Source organism: Streptomyces mayonensis, assembly GCF_018982965.1.
GTDB classification, from domain to species: domain Bacteria; phylum Actinomycetota; class Actinomycetes; order Streptomycetales; family Streptomycetaceae; genus Streptomyces; species Streptomyces mayonensis.
Map to the genome: position 1 here is coordinate 43,257 of NZ_JACBYP010000046.1, position 14,664 is coordinate 57,920.

Genomic DNA, 14,664 nt, shown 5'->3' on the forward strand with positions numbered 1-14,664 from the left:
CACCACTTCGCGAGCCCGGCCTGCTGGGGCACGACCTCCTAGGCCACGAACGTCCGCGGCGCCTCACCACCCCCGGCGCCGCCCTTCTCCACCAGCCGGGCCGCCGCGGCCAGGCGTACCGCCGCCTCCTCGGCCACCGCGCCGCCGACGGTGAACGGCAGCCGCACATACCCTTCGAAGGCACCGTCGACACCGAAGCGCGGCCCGGACGGGACCCGCACCCCGACCCGCTCCCCCGCCTCGGCGAGCCGCGACCCCGACAGACCGCCGGTCCGCACCCAGAGGGTGAGCCCACCGCGCGGGACCTCGAACTCCCAGTCGGGCAGCTCCCGCCGCACCGCCGAGACCAGCTCGTCCCGGTTCTGCCGGGCCTGCTCGCGGCGCACGGTCACGGCCTGCTGCCAGCCGCCGGTGCTGAACAGCCAGTTCACGGCGAGCTGCTCCAGTACCGGCGTACCCATGTCGGCGTACGCCCGCGCGGCGACCAGACTGCGGACGACGTCGGGCGCGGCGCGGACCCAGCCGATGCGCATCCCGGCCCAGAAGGCCTTGCTGGCGGAGCCGACGGTGACGACCGTCGACCCGGCCGGGTCGAAGGCGCAGACCGGGCGCGGCATCTCGACGTCGTCGTCCAGCCGCAGCTCGCTCATCGTCTCGTCGGCGACGAGCACCGTCCCCGCCGACCGGGCGGCGTCCACCAGCCGGCGCCGCTGGTCGTCGTCGGCGAGGGCGCCCGTGGGGTTGTGGAAGTCGGCGACCACGTAGGCGATGCGGGGCGCGGCCTCACGGAGCACCTGGCGCCAGCGGTCCACGTCCCAGCCGGTCAGGCCCTCGGCCATCGCGACGGGGACCAGCCTGGCTCCGGCCTCGCGCATCAGCTGCAGGATGTTGGCGTACGAGGGCGACTCCACGGCGATGCGTTCGCCACGTCCGCCGAAGAGGTGGCAGATCGCGTCGATGGCACCCATCGCGCCCGTGGTCACCATGATCTGCTCGGGCATCGTGGGGATCCCCCGCGCGGTGTACCGCTCGGCGATCATCGCGCGCAGCGCGGGCAGCCCGGCCGGATAGTCGCCGTGGGTGTGCGCGTAGGGCGGCAGCTCCTCGAGGGCACCCTGCACGGCCCGGGTGAGCCAGGGCTCGGGGGCGGGCAGCGCCGCACAGCCGAGGTCGATCATCGAGCCCAGGGCCTCGGGCGGCAGGGGCTCCAGGCCACGGGCCGGCAGGGGGTTCCCGGCCGGCACCGCGGTCCAGCTGCCCGCGCCGCGCCGGGACTCCAGGAAGCCCTCTGCCCGCAGCGCCTCGTACGCGGCGGCGACGGTGGTGCGGCTGACGGTCAGGGCGAGGGCCAGTTCCCGCTCGGCCGGCAACCGGGCGGCGACCGGGATGCGCCCTTCGAGCACCAGCAGCCGAATGCCGTCGGCGAGCGCACGGTAGGCGGGTGGGCGGCGGGTGCCGGGCCCCGCCGGACGGTCTTGCTGGGAGCCGAGCAGCCGGGCCAGTTGCCCCGCCCCGACCGCGGAGGTCCACTGCACCATGGAAATCAGTCCACCTTCCCGGAATTGGCCCTGGTTGGCTCTCTCCCCCACGCCACAGGGTGTCATGCAGCAGGCCACTACCACCACACAGGGGAGGCACATCGTGTCCAGGCGGCTCAGGCGGCTCAGGCGGTCGGTGCGGGCCGGGCAGCTCGCGCGGCGGCTGACCCAGCTCTACGGCGGTCTCGTGCTCTACGGGGCCAGTTCGGCACTGCTCGTCAGGTCGGGCCTCGGACTGGAGCCGTGGAACGTGCTGCACCAGGGCCTCGCGGAGCACACCGGCCTGTCGATGGGGGTGGTGCTGACCATCACGGGTGCCGCGGTCCTGCTGCTGTGGATCCCGTTGCGCCAGTGGCCGGGGCTGGGCACGGTTTCCAACGTGCTCGTGATCGGCGCCGCCATGGACGCCACACTGGGCGTCGTGCCGGACGCCCACGGCTGGACGCCGCGCATCGCCGCGATGGTGGCGGGCATCGTCCTCAACGGCGCCGCGACCGGGCTGTACATCGCCGCACGGTTCGGTCCGGGTCCGCGTGACGGCCTGATGACCGGGCTGAACCGGCGCACGGGACTCTCGGTGCGCCTGGTGCGGACGGCCGTGGAGGCCGCCGTCGTGGTCACGGGCTTCGCCCTCGGCGGCACGGTCGGTGTCGGAACCGTGCTCTACGCCGTCGCGATCGGCCCGCTCGCCCAGGTGTTCCTGCGGGTGTTCGCCGTTCCCGCGGCACCGTCCGGCAGCGCGGTGGTTGCCGGCGGTCAACCGCGGCGCGCGATACTGCGTCGGTGACCACGCCGATACGCCATCCCTACCTGGACCACTGCGGCCCCCTCGCCTTCGCCCACCGAGGCGGCGCGGCGGACGGCCTGGAGAACACGCTGCGGCAGTTCCGGCGCGCGGTCGAGGCGGGCTACCGGTACATCGAGACCGACGTCCACGCCACGCTCGACGGCAGGCTCGTCGCCTTCCACGACTCGACCCTGGACCGGGTGACGGACGGGGCCGGGCGGATCGCCGACCTGCCGTGGGAGACGGTGCGCCGCGCGCGCGTGGCGGGCGCGGAGCCGGTGCCGCTGTTCGAGGAGCTCCTGGAGACGTTCCCCGGGGTGCGCTGGAACATCGACGTGAAGGCGGAACCGGCGCTGGCGCCGCTGCTGGAGCTGATCGGGCGGACGAACGCCTGGGACCGCGTCTGCGTCGGCTCGTTCTCCGAGGCCCGCGTGGTCCGCGCCCAGCGGCTGGCGGGGGCGCGCCTGGCCACCTCGTACGGCACCCGCGGCGTGCTGGGCCTGCGGCTGCGCTCCTGGGGGCTCCCGGCCGCGGTGCGGCGCTCCGCGGTGGCCGCGCAGGTGCCCGAGGCGCAGTCCGGGGTCCCGGTGGTGGACCGACGGTTCGTACGCACCGCCCACGCGCGCGGTCTGCAGGTGCACGTCTGGACGGTGAACGACCCGGAGCGCATGCACCGGCTCCTGGACCTCGGAGTGGATGGCATCATGACCGATCACATCGACGTACTGCGCAAGGTCATGGAGGACCGCGGCGTCTGGGCCTGAGACCCGGCCGCGCCCCGGGGGCGGCGCGCGTTCACGGGGAAGCGAGGGCACGGGGTGGGCACCGACACCCTGCACAGCGACGCGACGGGCGGCGCCGACGAGGCGGCTGAACGGCGGCGGGAGCAGCGCGGCTGGTACTTCTACGACTGGGCGTGCTCGGTCTACTCGACGAGCGTGCTCACCGTGTTCCTGGGGCCCTATCTGACGTCGGTCGCCGAGTCGGCGGCGGACGCCGAGGGGTATGTGCACCCGCTGGGCATACCCGTGCGGGCCGGGTCGTTCTTCGCGTACTCGGTGTCCCTGTCGGTGATCGTGGCGGTGCTGGTGATGCCGCTGGTGGGTGCCGCCGCAGACCGTTCGGGGCGCAAGAAGCCGCTGCTGGCCGCGGCCGCGTACACCGGCGCGGCGGCCACCGCCGGCATGTTCTTCCTCGGTGGCGACCGCTACCTGCTGGGCGGACTGCTCCTGGTCGTCGCGAACGCCGCGCAGTCGGTGGCGATGATGCTCTACAACTCCTTCCTGCCCCAGATCGCCCCGCCCGAGGAGCGCGACGCGGTCTCCTCGCGCGGGTGGGCCTTCGGCTACGCGGCCGGCTCCCTGGTCCTGGTGGTCAACCTGGTCCTCTACACCGGCCACGACTCCTTCGGGCTGAGCGAGGGCGCGGCGGTCCGCATCTGCCTGGCGTCCGCCGGGCTGTGGTGGGGCGCCTTCGCGCTCATCCCGCTCCGCAGGCTGCGCGACCGGCGCGCCCCCGCGCGGGAGGCCGCCCTGCCCGGGTTCCGGCAGCTCGCGGCGACCGTGCGGGACATGCGCCGGCGCCCGCTGACCCTGGCCTTCCTGCTGGCGTACCTCGTCTACAACGACGGCATCCAGACGGTCATCTCCCAGGCGTCGGTCTACGGCTCCGAGGAGCTGGGCCTCGGACAGTCCACGCTGATCGTGGCGGTGCTGCTGGTCCAGATCCTCGCGGTGGCGGGCGCGCTGGCGCTGGGGCGGCTCGCCCGGGCGTACGGGGCGAAGCGCACGATCCTCGGGTCGCTGGTCGCCTGGACGGTCACGCTCGCGGCCGGGTACTTCCTGCCGGCCGGGGCACCGGTGTGGTTCTTCGTGCTGGCGGCCGGGATCGGGCTCGTCCTCGGCGGCAGCCAGGCACTGTCCCGGTCGCTGTTCTCGCATCTGGTCCCGCCGGGCAAGGAGGCCGAGTACTTCTCGGCGTACGAGCTCAGCGACCGCGGGATGAGCTGGCTGGGGCCGCTGCTGTTCGGGCTCACCTACCAGCTGACCGGCAGCTACCGGGACGCGATCATCTCGCTGGTGGCCTTCTTCGCGATCGGTTTCGTGCTGCTGGCGCGGGTGCCGGTCGCACGGGCGATCCGCGACGCGGGCAATCCGGTACCCGAAAGGATTTAGCGCTCGGCACGAAAGGGCTGTAGTGTACGCGTTTGGCCTGCCAGGCGTACCGTTACTGCGCGTCAAAGGCGCCGAAACGCTATGTCACATCTGCCAGCAGAGGTGACAAACCGGACGTCGGCGGGTACTGCACTGGTTGCAAGGCTGCGGCTGCGACGGCGACGCAGGGCCCGGATCGTGAGTCGGAACGGGAATCTTTACCGCCGCCCGGACGTTGACCGGATGACGACGACAGCGACACCTGTCCTGTGGGCGACAAGCCCGGGAGGCACGATTCATGAGTGAGCGAGCTCTTCGCGGCACGCGCCTCGTGGTGACCAGCTACGAGACGGACCGCGGCATCGACCTGGCCCCGCGCCAGGCCGTGGAGTACGCATGTGAGAAGGGGCACCGGTTCGAGATGCCCTTCTCGGTCGAGGCGGAGATCCCGCCGGAGTGGGAGTGCAAGGTCTGCGGGGCCCAGGCACTCCTGGTTGACGGCGACGGCCCTGAGGAGAAGAAGGCCAAGCCCGCGCGTACGCACTGGGACATGCTGATGGAGCGACGCACCCGCGAGGAGCTCGAAGAGGTCCTCGAGGAGCGGCTGGCTGTTCTGCGCTCCGGCGCGATGAACATCGCGGTGCATCCGCGGGACAGCCGCAAGAGTGCGTAGTCCCCGCGGGGGCTGAGCCGGTCCTTCGGCGAGAGAAACGCATGAGGGCGCCGTACGTGGATTCCACGTACGGCGCCCTCATGCGTGTGCTCGTCGTGCCCCTGACCCGTCGCGCCCGTCGTGCCCCGGACTCGTCGTGCCCGCGTCGCGCTCCGGGCCCGTCGTGCCCGTAAAGATCCGCGCGGGGCCCGTCGTGCGCGGAAGAGCCCCGCGGCTCAGCGCGACAGGGGCGGGCGGGGGTCCTGCGGGGTGTCGTCCGGGTCGTCCCGTATGACCTCGCCCTGGACGACCTTGCCGTCCGGGCGCTGCATGCGGGCCTGCCGGAAGGCGTCGCCCAGCGTCCCCGGACCGGCGTCGCGGAGCTTGCGCTCCACCGTGCGCTGTGCGTAGCGGCTGACGGCCTTCTGCACCGGCGGCAGCAGCATCAGCAGGCCCAGCGCGTCCGAGATCAGGCCGGGCAGGATCAGGAGCAGGCCGCCCAGCATCATCAGGCCGTTGCCCTCGCTGTTGGGGCGGGCCTCGGTCGCCGTGCCGGACTGCTGCTGGTTCAGCGTCTCCGTGAGGTTGCGGAAGGCGCGGCGGCCCGCGGCCTTGATGACCACGGAGCCGAGGACGACGCCCGCGACCAGCAGCAGGAAGACGATGAAGCCGCTGGACGCGCCCGCGACCACGGTCAGCAGCCAGATCTCCAGGACGAGCCACGCCGCGATGCCCAGCGGCAGGAACGTGCGCAGCCGGGAGCGCGGGGGCCGGGCGGGGGACCTGGGGGTCTGAGCGCCAGTCGTCATACTCCCAGTGTGCCTGGCCCCGGCTCAGATGGGCATAAGGGGCCGGTCAGGCGTTGCCGTCCGGCACCTTTGCCGACTTGTCGCCCACCAGTTCCGCCGGCTCTGCGGCCGCCCCGTCGGAGGGCCTGCCGGACTGCTGCCGGTCGCGGCCCAGAACCTTGCCGACCCGCTCCCCCACGCCCCACGTGGTGACCCGCCACAGGGCCTCCACGAGGATGTCGCGGCTCATCTTGGAGTCGCCGAACTCTCGCTCGACGAACGTGATCGGGACCTCCACGACGTGGTAGCCGGCCTTCATCGCGCGGCGGGCGAGGTCGACCTGGAAGCAGTACCCCTGCGAGGCGACGTCCTCGAGACCGAGTCCTTCCAGCGTCTCGCTGCGGAAGGCGCGGTAGCCGCCGGTGATGTCGCGCAGCGGAAGGTCGAGGGCGATCCGCGAGTACATGCTGCCGCCGCGGGAGATGAACTCGCGGGACTTGGGCCAGTTCACCACCCGGCCGCCGGGCACCCAGCGGGAGCCCAGCACCAGGTCGGCGCCCTTCAGGGCGGTCAGCAGCCGCGGCAGTTCCTCGGGCTGGTGCGAGCCGTCGGCGTCCATCTCGACCAGGACGCCGTAGCCGTGCTCCAGACCCCAGCGGAAGCCCGCGAGGTAGGCGGCGCCCAGGCCCTCCTTGCCCTTGCGGTGCAGGACCTGCACATGGTCGTCCTCGGCCGCCAGTTCGTCGGCGAGCTTGCCGGTGCCGTCGGGGCTGTTGTCGTCGGCCACGAGGACGTGCGCCTCGGGGACCGCCTCGCGGACGCGCGCGACGATCGCCTTGACGTTCTCCGCCTCGTTGTAGGTCGGGATGATCACCAGGGCCGTGCCCAGGGGGCCGAACCGCCTGCCCCGCTCCGCTGCCGCGGGCGTCCCGTCGCCGTCGTTCACCACTGCCCCTTCGTGTCCGTACGCAGAGCACCACCATAATCGCCACCGCCTGCGGTGACGTGACAGGACGTGCCTGTGGTGGTGTCGATTCCCCAAGAGCGGGGCAGGGATGGCCGATTCGGGCCGTTTGCACTGCGGATGGGGGCCCGGCGCCCTTCGGGCCGGCCCGGGACCCGCCGGCTGCGAGTCGTCCTGGGCCGTTGTCTACTGAGCGCCCGGGCCCCACCCGGGTCACACCTCCCGACCGGCCGGAACGTTCCCTCGTCGCGGTGCGAGCGCTGAGCCTGGCTCCCAGTGGCGGTGTGCCGTACGGCGCACCGTCCCTGACCCAGCGGCGCCGCGACGCGTGCGCGGAAGATTCCCCGGTCGGGCGTCCGGTGGTGGACTCGGCCGAACCTACCGGCCCCCCGCCGCCGCCTGTCAACAGTCGTTCGACCTGCGCCTTTTGCACCAATGCGCAGGTCAGCGCCGAGGAGCCGCAGGTCGTGGCCGCGCGAAGATCATCGCCCCGTCGGCCGTGGAGATCACTCGCCCGGCCGTACGAAGACCGTCCGGCCACCCACCACGGTACGCAGGCAGACCGGCAGATCCCCGCCCGGGGTCAGATCGGGCAGTCCCGGGGTGCCGGAGCGCGGGTCGGTCGACCAGCGCGCCACCCGGTCGTCGGGGGCCTGGACGACGAGCTCACCGGTACGCCACACGGCGTAGTCCGCCGGTACGCCCGGCACCAGGACGCCCGCGTCGTCGCGGCCGATCGCGCGCCAGCCGCCGCGCGTGTGCGCCGTGAACGCCGCCCGCACGGAGACGCGGTGCTCCGGGGTGCGGTGGAAGGCGGCGGCCCGGACGGTGCCCCACGGGTCGAGGGGCGTGACCGGGCTGTCGGAGCCGAAGGCCAGCGGCACTCCCGCGCGCAGCAGGGCCGCGTACGGGTTGAGGGTGCGGGCCCGGTCTGCGCCGAGCCGCTCTGCGTACATGCCGTCCGCGCCGCCCCAGAGCGCGTCGAAGGCGGGCTGGACGGAGGCCGTCAGGCCCAGTTCGGCGAAGGCCGCGACCGACTCGGGCGTGAGCATCTCGGCGTGCTCGATCCGGTGCCGGGCGGCGCGGACCCGGGCGAGGCCGACCTTGTCGGCGGCGGCGCGCACGCCCTCCACGACGGCGGTCACTGCGGCGTCGCCGATGGCGTGGAAGCCCGCCTGGAGGCCGGCCTCGGTGCAGGCGACGACGTGGGCCGCGACGTCGGCGGCGTCCAGATGGGCGGTGCCGGTGTGGCCGGCGTCGGCGTACGGCTGGTGCAGGCGGGCGGTGTGCGAGCCGAGGGAGCCGTCGACGAAGAGGTCTCCGGCGGCTCCGACCGCGCCCAGTTCACGGGCCTTGTCGACGTCCTGTTCGGCCCAGTAGCCGATGACGCGGGGTCCGGGCTCCTCGGCCGACAGGCGCAGCAGCCCGGTGAGGTCGTCCTCGGCGGAGATCTCCGGGCCTGCGCATTCGTGAACGGTTCCGATGCCGAGGGAGGCGGCGTGGGCGAGGGCGGCGCGCTGGGCCTCGTCGCGCTGGGCCGGTGTGACGGCGCCGAGGGCGGCGGCGCGTACGGCGTGGTGGGGGTCGCCGGTGAGCGGTCCGTCGGCGCGGGCGGAGTCGCCGGCGACCAGGTCGAGCAGGGCGGTGCTGACGACGGCCGAGTGGACGTCGATTCGGCTGAGGTAGAGCGGCCGGCCGCCGGTGGCCTCGTCCAGTTCGGCACGGGTCGGGGCCACGCCCCCGGGCCAGCGGGCCGCGTCCCAGCCGTGGCCCAGGAGGACCCGGTCGCCCGGGCGGGCGGCGGCGAAGTCCCGTACGAGGGCGAGGGCCGCCTCCCGGGTGGGGGCGCCGGACAGGTCGAGACCGGTGAGTGCGAGGCCCGTGGCGGTGGTGTGCACGTGTGCGTCGGTGAACGCCGGGGTGACGAGGGCACCGTCGAGGTCGACCACCTCGTCCACCCCGTCCGCGAAGGCGTCGGCGGCGCCTTCGGAGCCGACCCAGGCGACCTGGCCGCGTTCGACGACCATGGCCGTCGCGAAGGGGTCGGCGGGACTGTGGACCTCGCCGCGGCGCAGCAGGACGGTCGAGGACGGGGTGGTGGACTCACTCATGAGCACCAGTCTCGCCCCTCCCGTGGCCTGTCCGGCAGCCGGGGCGGCCGCCCGGCGGCACCGGGAGGAGCGGCCGGGCGGCCGGGAACGGCGAGGGCGTCCTCCCTGCGACCGGCCCCCGGCCGCACGGAGGACGCCCCCGCGCGGTCAGCCTTGGCAGCCTCGGGCGGACCGGCCTCCACGGGCCGCCTCCCCGCCCCGGAGCCCGGCCCCCGGCGCCCGCGCGGTGCGTCCCGGCGGGTGCCCCCGGAGGGGTCAGATGCGTGGCGGCCGGGACTCGTACGGGGTCGAGAGCACCACCGTGGTCCGGGTGGACACCCCGGCGAGAGAGCGGACCCGGGCCAGTAGTTCCTCCAGTTCGTGCGGGGTGGAGACCCGCACCTTGAGGATGTAGTTCTCCTCGCCCGCCACGCTGTGGCAGGCCTCGATCTCGGGGACGCCGGCGAGGCGGTCCGCGATGTCGTCGGGCGCACTGGGGTCGAACGGTTTCACCGAGATGAACGCGGTCATCGGGAGCCCGACGGCCTCCGGGTCGACGACCGCGGCGTAACCGCGGACGACGCCACGCTGCTCCAGCCGCCGCACCCGCTGGTGCACGGCGGATGTGGACAGGCCCGTGGCCTTGCCCAGGTCGGTGTAGCTCATCCGCCCGTCCTTGACGAGCAGCTGCACGATCTGTCGGTCCAGCTCCTCCATGGCGCAAGAACCTACAGGGCCGTCGATCTCCTCGGACACCTGAGCAGTCCAGGTCATGCCCCGTTCGTGATGTGACGGGGCGTCGGACGGTGCCGGAGTCCGGGCGGGCCGGGGCAAAACCGCCGCAGAGGGCACCTGCGCACGGCATGTGACGAAGACCACACCGTCCGAACGGTCTCCGTGATGTTCTCGTGATTACCCCGGAAGGGGGACGGGAAGTGCTTGCTGTGGTCGAGGCCGCAGTGTCGTCACGGCCCAGCCCGAGGGGGAGAATCCCATGCACAGTCTCAAGCGCCCTGGTCGCACCACGTCCAAGCGGCAGCAGCAGGTCGTCGAGCTTGTACCGGAGGGCGTCGAACCCGACGCCCTGGACGACGAGGAACTCGACGCCTACGACACCTTCGAGATGTACCGGGTGATCTGCCCGGACTGCGCGCAGCCCATCGCCCTGCTGGCGGACGAGGAGGCGCTGCCGGAGCACGCCCTGTGCGCCTCGCCGTGGAACCCGTTCGGGCTCACGGTCTGCGCCGGCACCGGCCGCCGGGCCGCCGAGGCTCGCCCCGCGGACGAGTCCTTCCGGCCCCACGAGCAGGACACCGCGCTGCTGTTGACGCTCCCCCGGGGTCTCGACTGGCGGACCCAGCCCTTCTCCCACGTCGGTGGTCCGGGCTCGCGTCCGATGCGGGTGCCGACGCTGCGGGCCGAGGCCGCCTGATCCACCCGGCTCCTCTCCGTCTCCCCCCGTTCCGGGGGCATTCGGGGGACACTCCGAGGAACACACCCCGCTCCGTCACCGCCCAGCGACGCGCCGTGGCGCGGTTCGGTGTGCGTCCGCGAACGCACACCCGATTGCGCCCGGCGTGACCTGTCGGCAGGTCGCCGCGTTGCCCATGCATGACCCCCACGTACTCGGAGACCGGGCGTCGGCGTCGCGTGTTCGTCCCGGTGCCGGCGGGAGCGGTTCCGTCTGCACCGCAGGTCCCGGACCCGCCGATCTACCGTGAGCTGATGCGGACCTGGGCCGACGGCGGCCGCACGCTGCCGGGGCGCCACGACCCGGAGTGGACCAGGCTCGCAGCGCCCCCGCACGGGCCCGGGCACTCCTTCACCACCGGCGACCTCCGCGTCACCGGCGATGTCACCGTCCCTCGGGACCCACGAGGTGACGGGCGATGACCATGCGCTGGATCTGGTTCGTGCCCTCGACGATCTGCAGCACCTTCGCCTCGCGCATGTACCGCTCGGCCGGGAAGTCCGCCGTGTAGCCGTACCCGCCGAGGATCTGGACGGCGTCGGTGGTGACCCGCATCGCCGCGTCGGTGCAGTGCAGTTTGGCCATGGCAGCCTGCTTGGCGAACGGCAGTCCGGCGTCCCTCAGCCGCGCCGCACTCAGGTAGAGCGCGCGGCCGGCCTCGACCTGGGTCGCCATGTCGGCCAGCATGAAGCGCAGGCCCTGGAAGTCGGCGATCGGTCTGCCGAACTGCCGCCGCTCGCCCGCGTAGGCGACCGCCTCGTCCAGCGCCGCCCGGGCCACGCCGATCGCGCAGGCGGCGATGCCGAGGCGTCCGGAGTGGAGCGCGGACAGCGCGACGGCGAAGCCCTGGCCCTCGTCGCCGAGGCGCCGGGAGTCGGGGACCCGCACGCCGTCGAGGTGGACCTGGGCGGTGGGAGACCCCTTGAGCCCCATCTTCTTCTCCGGCACCGCGGCGCTCAGCCCCTCGGCGTCGCCGGGCACCAGGAAGGCGGTGATCCCGCGCGGCCCGTCCTCACCGGTGCGGGCCATGACGGTGTAGAAGTCGGCGACGCCGCCGTGCGTGATCCAGGCCTTGGTGCCGTCGAGCACCCAGTCCCCGCCGCTCTCGCGCACCGCCTTGGTCCGCAGCGACGCGGCGTCCGAGCCGGCCGCGGGTTCGGAGAGGCCGTAGGCGCCGAGCAGGCCCCCGCCCAGCATCGCGGGCAGGTGCTCGGCCTGCTGCTCCTTGGTGCCGTACACGGCCAGCGCGTGGGTGGCGAGCGTGTGCACACTGACGCCGAGCCCGACGGTGAGCCGGGCGGCGGCCAACTCCTCCAGAACCTGGAGGTAGACCTCGTACGGCTGCTCCCCGCCGCCGAATTCCGCGTCGTAGGGCAGGCCCAGCAGGCCGGATTCGGAGAGCAGGCGGAAGACCTCGCGGGGGAAGCGGCCGGCGTCCTCCTCCTCGGCCGCGCTCGGGGCGATCTCACGGCGGGCGATGTCGTGGACGAGCGAGAGCAGGTCCCGGGCCTCCTCCGTGGGCAGTTGCCGGTCCACCGGCTGCGGGGCGCGGTCGGGCATGGCGACGCTCTCCTCCCTGTCGGGCGCATCGGCGGGCATGCGCCTTGGGTGGAGGCGGCTCCGCCTGATCGTTCGGCCTGGTCGATGCTCGCACTCCCGGGTCGCGGAAGCGGCTGACCAGCGGCTGTGCGCAGTGAGTATGCCCGATCGGAGGCACGGAGTCACAGTTAACGACCGCTTACTTCGAGAAATGTTCGAACCCTTTCCGGAAGGCCGAATTCCGGTGCCCCGGCAGGGACAAATGGTCCGCACCATTGACCACACTGGTCTAGTCCTTCTACGGTAACGACCCCGAACGCGTCACCGCGTTCATGCCAACGGCGCGCGTTCCCTCTTCCCCCACGAGGAGACACCCGATGCACGTCCCGCATCTCCCCCGCGTCCGCCCCATACGGGCGCTCTTCTCCACCCTGTGTACGGTCGCCCTCGGTGCCGGGCTACTGGCCGGTGCCGGTCCGGCCACGGCCACCGCCCCGGCCGCGGAGTCCGGCACGCAGGCCGCGGCCGGCTCCAAGGTGGTCGGCTACTTCACGGAATGGGGCGTCTACGACCGCAACTACCACGTCAAGAACATCGAGTCGTCCGGCTCGGCCGCCGAACTCACCCACATCAACTACTCGTTCGGCAACGTGACCGGCGGCAAGTGCGCGATGGGCGACTCCTTCGCCGCCACCGAACGGACCTACACCGCGGACGAGTCCGTCGACGGGACCGCGGACGCCTGGGACCAGCCGCTGCGCGGCAACTTCAACCAGCTGCTCCAGCTGAAGCAGAAGCACCCCGACCTGAAGATCCTCTGGTCCTTCGGCGGCTGGACCTGGTCCGGCGGGTTCGGCGAGGCGGCACAGGACCCGGCGGCGTTCGCCCAGTCCTGCTACGACCTGGTCGAGAACTCCAAGTGGGCCGACGTCTTCGACGGCATCGACATCGACTGGGAGTACCCGAACGCCTGCGGCCTGAGCTGCGACACCAGCGGCCGGGACGCGTTCCCGAAGCTGATGAGCGCGCTGCGCGCCAAGTTCGGCTCCGACTACCTGGTCACCGCGGCGATCACGGCCGACGCCACGTCCGGCGGCAAGATCGACGCCGCCGACTACGCGGGCGCCGCGCAGTACGTCGACTGGTACAACCCGATGACGTACGACTTCTTCGGCGCCTGGGACCCCACCGGGCCGACGGCTCCGCACTCGCCGCTGACCTCGTACGACGGCATCCCGAAGGCGGACTTCGACACCTCGGCCACGATCGCGAAGCTCAAGGACCTCGGCGTCCCGTCCGAGAAGTTGCTGCTCGGCCTCGGGTTCTACGGGCGCGGCTGGACCGGCGTCACCCAGGACGGGCCCGGCGGCACCGCCACCGGCCCGGCGAAGGGTACCTATGAGGACGGCATCGAGGACTACAAGGTGCTGAAGGACAGCTGCCCGGCGACCGGCACGGTGGGCGGCACCGCGTACGCCAAGTGCGGCAGTGACTGGTGGAGTTACGACACCCCGGAGACCATCGCGACCAAGATGGCCTACAAGAACGAGCAGGGCCTCGGCGGCACGTTCTTCTGGGAGCTGAGTGGCGACACCGCGAACGGTGAGCTGATCAAGGCGATCGACTGACCGTTCTCACCCACGGGGGGCGGAAGGGCGGAGACCGGCTCGGGTCTCCGCCCTTCCGTCAGTCGCGGCGCGCCGGGGCCGGGGCCGGGCAGTCCGGGTTCAGTTCCTCGATGGCGCGCAGGGCGCCGCCCAGCGTCTTCACCAGCAGTTCCCGCATGGTCTCGCGGGGCAGTTCGGGCCGGCCGATCCAGTCGAGGGTGGCTCCCTCGACGCTGCACACCCAGGCGAGCAGGCCCATGCGCGCCAGTGGTCCGATGTCGGTACGGCCGTACGCGCCCTCGGCGATGGTGGCGACGATGGCCTCGCGCACTCCGTCCCGGATGGCGTGCACTTCCGCGTCAAAACCGACTCCGCCGCTCACGATGGTGCGGTAGGCGGCCTGGTTGTGCTCGGCGTAGCGCAGATAGCCGTCGATGGTGCGCTGGACGCGGTCCACCTGGGGCAGTTCGTTGCCGCGCGCGGCGGTGGTGACCAGGTCGGTCACGGAGTCCTGGATGATGGCCAGGTAGTAGCCCCGCTTGGACTGGAAGTAGTAGTAGATGAGCCCCTTGGCGACATGCGCCTGCCGCGCGATGTCGTCCATCGAGAGCGCGTCGTAGGACGTGTCGGCGAACAACCTCCGCCCGATGGCGATGAGTTCGGCGCGGCGAGCCAGTGAACGCTCGGTGCCGCGCGCCCGGGGACGGGCGTCGGCGCGTTGTTGACTAATATTCAATTTCGACCCTGGTCTCCTACGGGCGGCGGGACACCCGCAGTATGGCAGGTCGGAACTTGAGGCAGGTCACACGCCGGTTACGTCACAAGAGGCCCAACTGGACCACGAGCATCGCGATCACCACGACGAGGGTCCAGCCCATGACGTGCTCGAGGATCTCCGGGCCGTCGTCCCCGGGGCCTCCGGTACGGGCACGGGCGGTGGGGACAGCGGTGGCGGCGGTGGCGGCCGTGTGTGCGGTCATGGCGTCTCGCTGATCTCGGGCTTCGGCTTCGGCTTCGGCTTCGGCTTCGGCTTCGGCTTCGGCTTCGGCTTCGGCTTCGGCTTCGGCTTCGGCTT

General features: G+C 72.6%; 15 protein-coding genes. 7 read left to right on the top strand and 8 right to left on the bottom strand.

Annotated features, from left to right (window positions below; genetic code table 11):
• Window positions 1-38 precede the first annotated feature (38 nt).
• On the bottom strand, window positions 39-1,538 hold the full coding sequence (locus HZS56_RS19065; RefSeq protein ID WP_216721916.1) for an SCO1417 family PLP biosynthesis transcription factor: 1,500 nt from the start codon (window positions 1,536-1,538) through the stop codon (window positions 39-41).
• Window positions 1,539-1,602: 64 nt separating this feature from the next.
• Here HZS56_RS19065 and yczE point away from each other — a divergent pair, with 64 nt between their 5' ends.
• The 4 genes from yczE to HZS56_RS19085 all read left to right on the top strand — a co-directional run bounded on the left by yczE (window position 1,603) and on the right by HZS56_RS19085 (window position 5,151).
• Window positions 1,603-2,325, top strand: coding sequence for a membrane protein YczE (gene yczE / locus HZS56_RS19070; RefSeq protein ID WP_253914496.1), 723 nt, complete (start codon window positions 1,603-1,605; stop codon window positions 2,323-2,325).
• Window positions 2,322-3,089, top strand: a complete 768-nt coding sequence (locus tag HZS56_RS19075) for a glycerophosphodiester phosphodiesterase family protein (protein WP_216721917.1) — start codon at window positions 2,322-2,324, stop codon at window positions 3,087-3,089. Before yczE ends, HZS56_RS19075 begins: the two co-directional genes overlap by 4 nt.
• 54 nt (window positions 3,090-3,143) lie before the next feature.
• Window positions 3,144-4,499, top strand: coding sequence for an MFS transporter (locus HZS56_RS19080; RefSeq protein ID WP_216721918.1), 1,356 nt, complete (start codon window positions 3,144-3,146; stop codon window positions 4,497-4,499).
• Window positions 4,500-4,776: 277 nt separating this feature from the next.
• A complete protein-coding gene (locus HZS56_RS19085; protein ID WP_003977404.1) occupies window positions 4,777-5,151 on the top strand; it encodes an RNA polymerase-binding protein RbpA in 375 nt (124 codons plus the stop codon).
• Between the two features lie 215 nt (window positions 5,152-5,366).
• Here HZS56_RS19085 and fxsA read toward each other — a convergent pair whose 3' ends face one another.
• The 4 genes from fxsA to HZS56_RS19105 form a co-directional block, all read right to left on the bottom strand.
• Entirely contained in the window at window positions 5,367-5,939 is a 573-nt protein-coding gene (gene fxsA / locus HZS56_RS19090) for an FxsA family membrane protein (RefSeq protein ID WP_216721919.1), read from the bottom strand.
• A gap of 46 nt (window positions 5,940-5,985) precedes the next feature.
• A complete protein-coding gene (locus tag HZS56_RS19095; protein ID WP_216721920.1) occupies window positions 5,986-6,864 on the bottom strand; it encodes a polyprenol monophosphomannose synthase in 879 nt (292 codons plus the stop codon).
• A 524-nt stretch (window positions 6,865-7,388) separates the two neighbouring features.
• Window positions 7,389-8,993 (bottom strand): amidohydrolase, encoded by a 1,605-nt coding sequence (locus HZS56_RS19100; protein ID WP_216721921.1) that lies wholly within the window; start codon window positions 8,991-8,993, stop codon window positions 7,389-7,391.
• A gap of 255 nt (window positions 8,994-9,248) precedes the next feature.
• Window positions 9,249-9,689 (bottom strand): Lrp/AsnC family transcriptional regulator, encoded by a 441-nt coding sequence (locus tag HZS56_RS19105; protein ID WP_216721928.1) that lies wholly within the window; start codon window positions 9,687-9,689, stop codon window positions 9,249-9,251.
• A gap of 277 nt (window positions 9,690-9,966) precedes the next feature.
• Here HZS56_RS19105 and HZS56_RS19110 point away from each other — a divergent pair, with 277 nt between their 5' ends.
• Both HZS56_RS19110 and HZS56_RS39090 read left to right on the top strand, forming a co-directional pair.
• On the top strand, window positions 9,967-10,404 hold the full coding sequence (locus HZS56_RS19110; RefSeq protein ID WP_216721922.1) for a hypothetical protein: 438 nt from the start codon (window positions 9,967-9,969) through the stop codon (window positions 10,402-10,404).
• Window positions 10,405-10,583: 179 nt separating this feature from the next.
• Window positions 10,584-10,865: a hypothetical protein gene (locus tag HZS56_RS39090; RefSeq protein ID WP_253914497.1), complete on the top strand. Its 282-nt coding sequence runs from the start codon at window positions 10,584-10,586 to the stop codon at window positions 10,863-10,865.
• Here HZS56_RS39090 and HZS56_RS19115 read toward each other — a convergent pair.
• The gene (locus HZS56_RS19115; RefSeq protein ID WP_216721929.1) at window positions 10,828-12,003 is read right to left on the bottom strand and encodes an acyl-CoA dehydrogenase family protein; all 1,176 of its coding nucleotides are present in this window, start codon (window positions 12,001-12,003) and stop codon (window positions 10,828-10,830) included. The genes HZS56_RS39090 and HZS56_RS19115 overlap by 38 nt on opposite strands.
• 356 nt (window positions 12,004-12,359) lie before the next feature.
• Here HZS56_RS19115 and HZS56_RS19120 point away from each other — a divergent pair, with 356 nt between their 5' ends.
• Window positions 12,360-13,610, top strand: a complete 1,251-nt coding sequence (locus HZS56_RS19120; RefSeq protein ID WP_216721923.1) for a glycoside hydrolase family 18 protein — start codon at window positions 12,360-12,362, stop codon at window positions 13,608-13,610.
• A gap of 58 nt (window positions 13,611-13,668) precedes the next feature.
• On the opposite strand, the gene HZS56_RS19125 is transcribed toward HZS56_RS19120, so the two are convergent.
• Window positions 13,669-14,325 carry a TetR/AcrR family transcriptional regulator gene (locus tag HZS56_RS19125; protein ID WP_216721924.1) on the bottom strand — a complete coding sequence of 219 codons (657 nt, stop codon included), beginning with the start codon at window positions 14,323-14,325 and terminating at the stop codon, window positions 13,669-13,671.
• A gap of 82 nt (window positions 14,326-14,407) precedes the next feature.
• On the bottom strand, window positions 14,408-14,569 hold the full coding sequence (locus tag HZS56_RS19130; RefSeq protein WP_216721925.1) for an SCO1431 family membrane protein: 162 nt from the start codon (window positions 14,567-14,569) through the stop codon (window positions 14,408-14,410).
• Window positions 14,570-14,664: the final 95 nt, after the last annotated feature.

What these genes read in the sequence shown, in the direction of transcription:
- HZS56_RS19065 (WP_216721916.1), bottom strand. Translation starts at nt 1,538, where the DNA reads ATGGTGCAGTGGACCTCCGCGGTCGGGGCGGGGCAACTGGCCCGGCTG.
- yczE (WP_253914496.1), top strand. Translation starts at nt 1,603, where the DNA reads ATGCAGCAGGCCACTACCACCACACAGGGGAGGCACATCGTGTCCAGG.
- HZS56_RS19085 (WP_003977404.1), top strand. Translation starts at nt 4,777, where the DNA reads ATGAGTGAGCGAGCTCTTCGCGGCACGCGCCTCGTGGTGACCAGCTAC.
- fxsA (WP_216721919.1), bottom strand. Translation starts at nt 5,939, where the DNA reads ATGACGACTGGCGCTCAGACCCCCAGGTCCCCCGCCCGGCCCCCGCGC.
- HZS56_RS19100 (WP_216721921.1), bottom strand. Translation starts at nt 8,993, where the DNA reads ATGAGTGAGTCCACCACCCCGTCCTCGACCGTCCTGCTGCGCCGCGGC.
- HZS56_RS19105 (WP_216721928.1), bottom strand. Translation starts at nt 9,689, where the DNA reads ATGGAGGAGCTGGACCGACAGATCGTGCAGCTGCTCGTCAAGGACGGG.
- HZS56_RS19110 (WP_216721922.1), top strand. Translation starts at nt 9,967, where the DNA reads ATGCACAGTCTCAAGCGCCCTGGTCGCACCACGTCCAAGCGGCAGCAG.
- HZS56_RS39090 (WP_253914497.1), top strand. Translation starts at nt 10,584, where the DNA reads ATGACCCCCACGTACTCGGAGACCGGGCGTCGGCGTCGCGTGTTCGTC.
- HZS56_RS19115 (WP_216721929.1), bottom strand. Translation starts at nt 12,003, where the DNA reads ATGCCCGACCGCGCCCCGCAGCCGGTGGACCGGCAACTGCCCACGGAG.
- HZS56_RS19120 (WP_216721923.1), top strand. Translation starts at nt 12,360, where the DNA reads ATGCACGTCCCGCATCTCCCCCGCGTCCGCCCCATACGGGCGCTCTTC.
- HZS56_RS19130 (WP_216721925.1), bottom strand. Translation starts at nt 14,569, where the DNA reads ATGACCGCACACACGGCCGCCACCGCCGCCACCGCTGTCCCCACCGCC.